Raw genomic sequence first — 3,477 nt, 5'->3', positions numbered from 1 at the left:
GGTAATCCCCCCATTTTTAGGGGCATTCAAAAGTAGAGGTCATGCGGCCTGTGCCAGACGCTGTTTCGGCGTGTAGCCACCCAGCGCCATATTGGGCCGCTCATGGTTATAAACCCACAGCCAGTTCGTGGCAAACTCCTGTAGTTCATTCAGTGACTCAAACAGGTAATGGCCCAGCCAGTCGTAGCGCACCGTGCGGTTAAAACGTTCGATGTAGGCATTCTGCTGCGGATTTCCTGGCTGGATATAGCCCAGGGTTATCCCCTCCTGTTTCGCCCATCGCTTGAGCTCTTCGCTGATGTATTCCGGGCCATTGTCACATCGGATAATGGCGGGCTTACCTCGCCACGTGATCACCTGCTCCAGCGCCCGTTTGACTCGTGAGGCGGGTAAGGAGAAATCCACCTCGATGCACAGCGCTTCACGATTGAAGTCATCGATCACATTAAACAGCCGCACCGAGCGGCCATCGCTGAGCTGGTCATGCATAAAGTCCATCGACCAGCACTGATTAGGCTGGTCGGGAACCGCCAACGGCTCTGGCTTAGCCCGAACCAACCGTTTCCTGGGTTTTATCCGCAGATTGAGCTCCAGCGCCCGATAGATCCGGTATACCCGTTTGTGATTCCAGCCAAAGCCTTGGACGTTGCGCAGGTACAAAAAGCATAACCCGAAGCCCCAGTTGCGCTGGCTGGCCGTGATACGTAGCAGCCAATCGGCAATTTCCTGGTTTTCATCGACCAGCACGGGCTGATAGCGATAGCAGCTTTCACTGACCTTGAAGATCCGGCAAGCCAGACGGATGGATATGGCGTAGTGAGTCACGGCTTTGGTCGCCATCTCCCGGCGGGCAGATGGCGTTACCACTTTTTTGCCATGGCCTCGGTGATGATCTCTGCCTTGAGGCGCTCCTCGGCGTACATCTTCTTGAGGCGGCGGTTTTCGTCCTCCAGCTCCTTGAGTCGAGCCATGAGGGAGGCATCCATCCCCCCGAATTTGGAACGCCACTTGTAGAAGGTGGTCGTGCTGATGCCATGCTCGCGGCAGAGCTCCGGGACGGGAGCTCCAGCCTCAGCTTGTTTGAGGATGGCGATGATCTGGGTATCGCTAAAGCGTGATGTTTTCATGTAGAACCTCCTGCGTTCAAGGTACGGGAAAATTCTACTTATGAGCACCCTGGTTTTTCGGGGGGATTACCCGGCCAGGGACAACAAACACCAATAATGCCTTTGCTAAGCACTTTTTTATCTAACAATGGTGGAACAAGGCTTTTAGAGCGATAAGCATAAAAAAAGGTCTTTTATATAAATAAAAGACCTAAAAGACGGAGCGGTAAAACCGGGAACATGCAAAGTCAGTCACACTGGCCAAGTTGCCAGCCTGTCTGGAAATCGTGCCGAGACAATCCGAGGCGCCCTCATCGAAAACTGAGTGCGGCCTGCTTGCTCCACTCGGCAGGAGCAGGCTCCACCACCATTTCGGCACGGCGGTATAGGGTGCCGAGCAAAGCGAGGCCCTGGTGCCACTCCCCATGGCCGGACTGGGCATTGATATGGCCCACCTCCCCCGCATCGAACAACGGCACCTGCCACTGCCGGCTCCAGAACTCTGCCCGCTCGAAACTCATCCAGGGGTCATTGCGGCTGGCGATCAACTGGGCAGAGACCTTGATGGACCCCGCCAACACCTGATCCGGGATACCGAAACGGGCAGGATCGGCAGGGGCAACGATGAAGATGGAGGAGACCTTGTCTGGTTGCAGTCTGGCGGCAGCGATGGCCGTCAGAGCGCCGAAGGAGTGGGCGACCAGGTGGACCCGGCTGCGCCGGCTCCTGAGCTTGCTCGCCAGCTTGGCGCTCCAGACCGTGAGATCCGGCTTGTCCCAGGGCAGACCCATCATTCTCTGCCACTGGGGAAATTGCTGGTGCCAGCGGCTCTGCCAGTGATCCGGCCCACTATTGTGCAGACCGGGAACCAGAAGGATCTTGTTCATCGTGGTACTCCTATCTGTTGTCACAGGGGCCTGTGTCTCTTAGCGGCCCGGCTGGTAAATCTGGTCAAACGATCCGCCCTGGGCGAAGTGCTTCTTCTGTGCCTTGTCCCAATCTCCTTCCAGATCCTTGACAGTAAAGAGCGTCAGGTTGGGGAACTGGGCCGCTGTCTCCTTCAGGATCGCCGGATTGCTCGGACGATAGTGGTATTTGGCGATGATGCGCTGCCCTTCGTCAGAGTAGAGATACTCGAGGTAAGCCTTGGAGACGGCCTCGGTACCATGCTTCTTGGCTACCTTGTCCACCACGGCTACCGGCGGCTCTGCCAGGATGGAGACCGAGGGCACGACCAGTTCGAACTTGTCGCTGGTGCCCGGCTGATTGAGCACCAGCAACGCTTCATTTTCCCAGGCCAGCAACACATCCCCGAGCCCGCGTTCGATGAAGCTGGTGGTGGCGCCACGTGCCCCGGAGTCCAGCACCTTCACATTCTTGAACAGATCGCTGACAAACTGTTTGGCGCCCTCTTCAGTGCCGCTTTTCTTCAGGGCATAGCCCCAGGCAGCCAGATAATTCCAGCGCGCACCGCCGGAGGTCTTGGGGTTGGGGGTGATGATGGCGACATCCTTGCGCACTAGGTCGCCCCAATCCTTGATCTGCTTGGGATTCCCCTTGCGCACCAGGAAGACGATGGTGGAGGTATAGGGAGAGGCATTGTTGGCCAAACGCCCTTCCCAGTCGCTGGCGGTGAGACCTGCCTTGGCCACCGCATCGACGTCATAGGCCAGCGCCAGGGAGACCACGTCAGCCTCCAGTCCGTCCACCACGGCACGAGCCTGTTTGCCTGAGCCACCGTGTGACTGGCTCACCACCACATCGTCGCCGGTTTTGGCCTTCCACTCCTTGGCAAAGGCACTGTTGTACTCCTGGAACAGCTCCCGCGTCGGGTCATAGGAGACATTCAGCAGCCGCACCTCGGCGGCTTGGACCTGACCGAGAGCCAGCAGGGAGAGAACGGTGAGAGCGGTCATTCGCAGTTTCATGGTGATACTCCATATCGTTGGGTTGAGTACAGCATGCCCGCTTATGCATATTCCATGAAGAAAGAAAAAGCGCTTTGCTTATCTCTTATCCGCATATGAGCTCCCGATGGTCCTCTGGCACTCTCGGTCAGAGCGTATTCGCGTGCTTGCGATGCTCATCTCCAGACACGACAAAGCCCGGCCGATTGGCCGGGTTGGGAAAAGATGGGGGAACGAAGGCAAACCAGAGCGAAGGGTAAACCCTGGGCAAAGAGACAATACCAGGCACGTAAGCACCACAGGGGGGGAAGAGGCGTGTTGTCAGTAACAGGCGGCAGACCCGCCGATTGCCTCTTGTTTCCTGAGCTATTATCCAGACGCCAGAAAGCAAAAAGGCCTTCCCGATAGGGAAGGCCTTTCAATTTAGTGGCGGAGCGGACGGGACTCGAACCCGCGACCCCCGG

3 protein-coding genes are annotated in these 3,477 nt (G+C 57.3%); all 3 read right to left on the bottom strand.

Features of this window, described 5'->3' with window-relative positions; translation table 11 throughout:
* Nucleotides 1-39: 39 nt before the first annotated feature.
* The 3 genes from AB5Y70_RS08510 to AB5Y70_RS08500 all read right to left on the bottom strand — a co-directional run bounded on the left by AB5Y70_RS08510 (nucleotide 40) and on the right by AB5Y70_RS08500 (nucleotide 3,034).
* Nucleotides 40-1,127, bottom strand: a protein-coding gene (locus AB5Y70_RS08510) for an IS3-like element ISKpn10 family transposase (RefSeq protein ID WP_099368947.1) whose coding sequence is annotated in 2 segments (ribosomal slippage) — nucleotides 40-875 and nucleotides 875-1,127 — 1,089 coding nt in all. Because the reading frame shifts where the segments join, the coding sequence is not laid out codon by codon here.
* 290 nt (nucleotides 1,128-1,417) lie between these two features.
* A complete protein-coding gene (locus AB5Y70_RS08505) occupies nucleotides 1,418-1,993 on the bottom strand; it encodes an alpha/beta hydrolase (RefSeq protein ID WP_102949186.1) in 576 nt (191 codons plus the stop codon).
* A gap of 39 nt (nucleotides 1,994-2,032) precedes the next feature.
* Nucleotides 2,033-3,034 (bottom strand): sulfate ABC transporter substrate-binding protein, encoded by a 1,002-nt coding sequence (locus AB5Y70_RS08500; RefSeq protein ID WP_042864432.1) that lies wholly within the window; start codon nucleotides 3,032-3,034, stop codon nucleotides 2,033-2,035.
* Nucleotides 3,035-3,477: the final 443 nt, after the last annotated feature.

Source organism: Aeromonas sp. s1(2024) (assembly GCF_040908005.1).
In the GTDB taxonomy this organism is placed as follows: Bacteria; Pseudomonadota; Gammaproteobacteria; order Enterobacterales; family Aeromonadaceae; genus Aeromonas; species Aeromonas caviae.
Note: the sequence above shows the minus strand (reverse complement) of the source record. Positions and strands in the feature narration are given on the sequence as shown.

Excerpts from the sequence above, each read along its gene's own strand:
- AB5Y70_RS08505 (WP_102949186.1), bottom strand. The coding sequence starts at position 1,993 with ATGAACAAGATCCTTCTGGTTCCCGGTCTGCACAATAGTGGGCCGGAT.
- AB5Y70_RS08500 (WP_042864432.1), bottom strand. The coding sequence starts at position 3,034 with ATGAAACTGCGAATGACCGCTCTCACCGTTCTCTCCCTGCTGGCTCTC.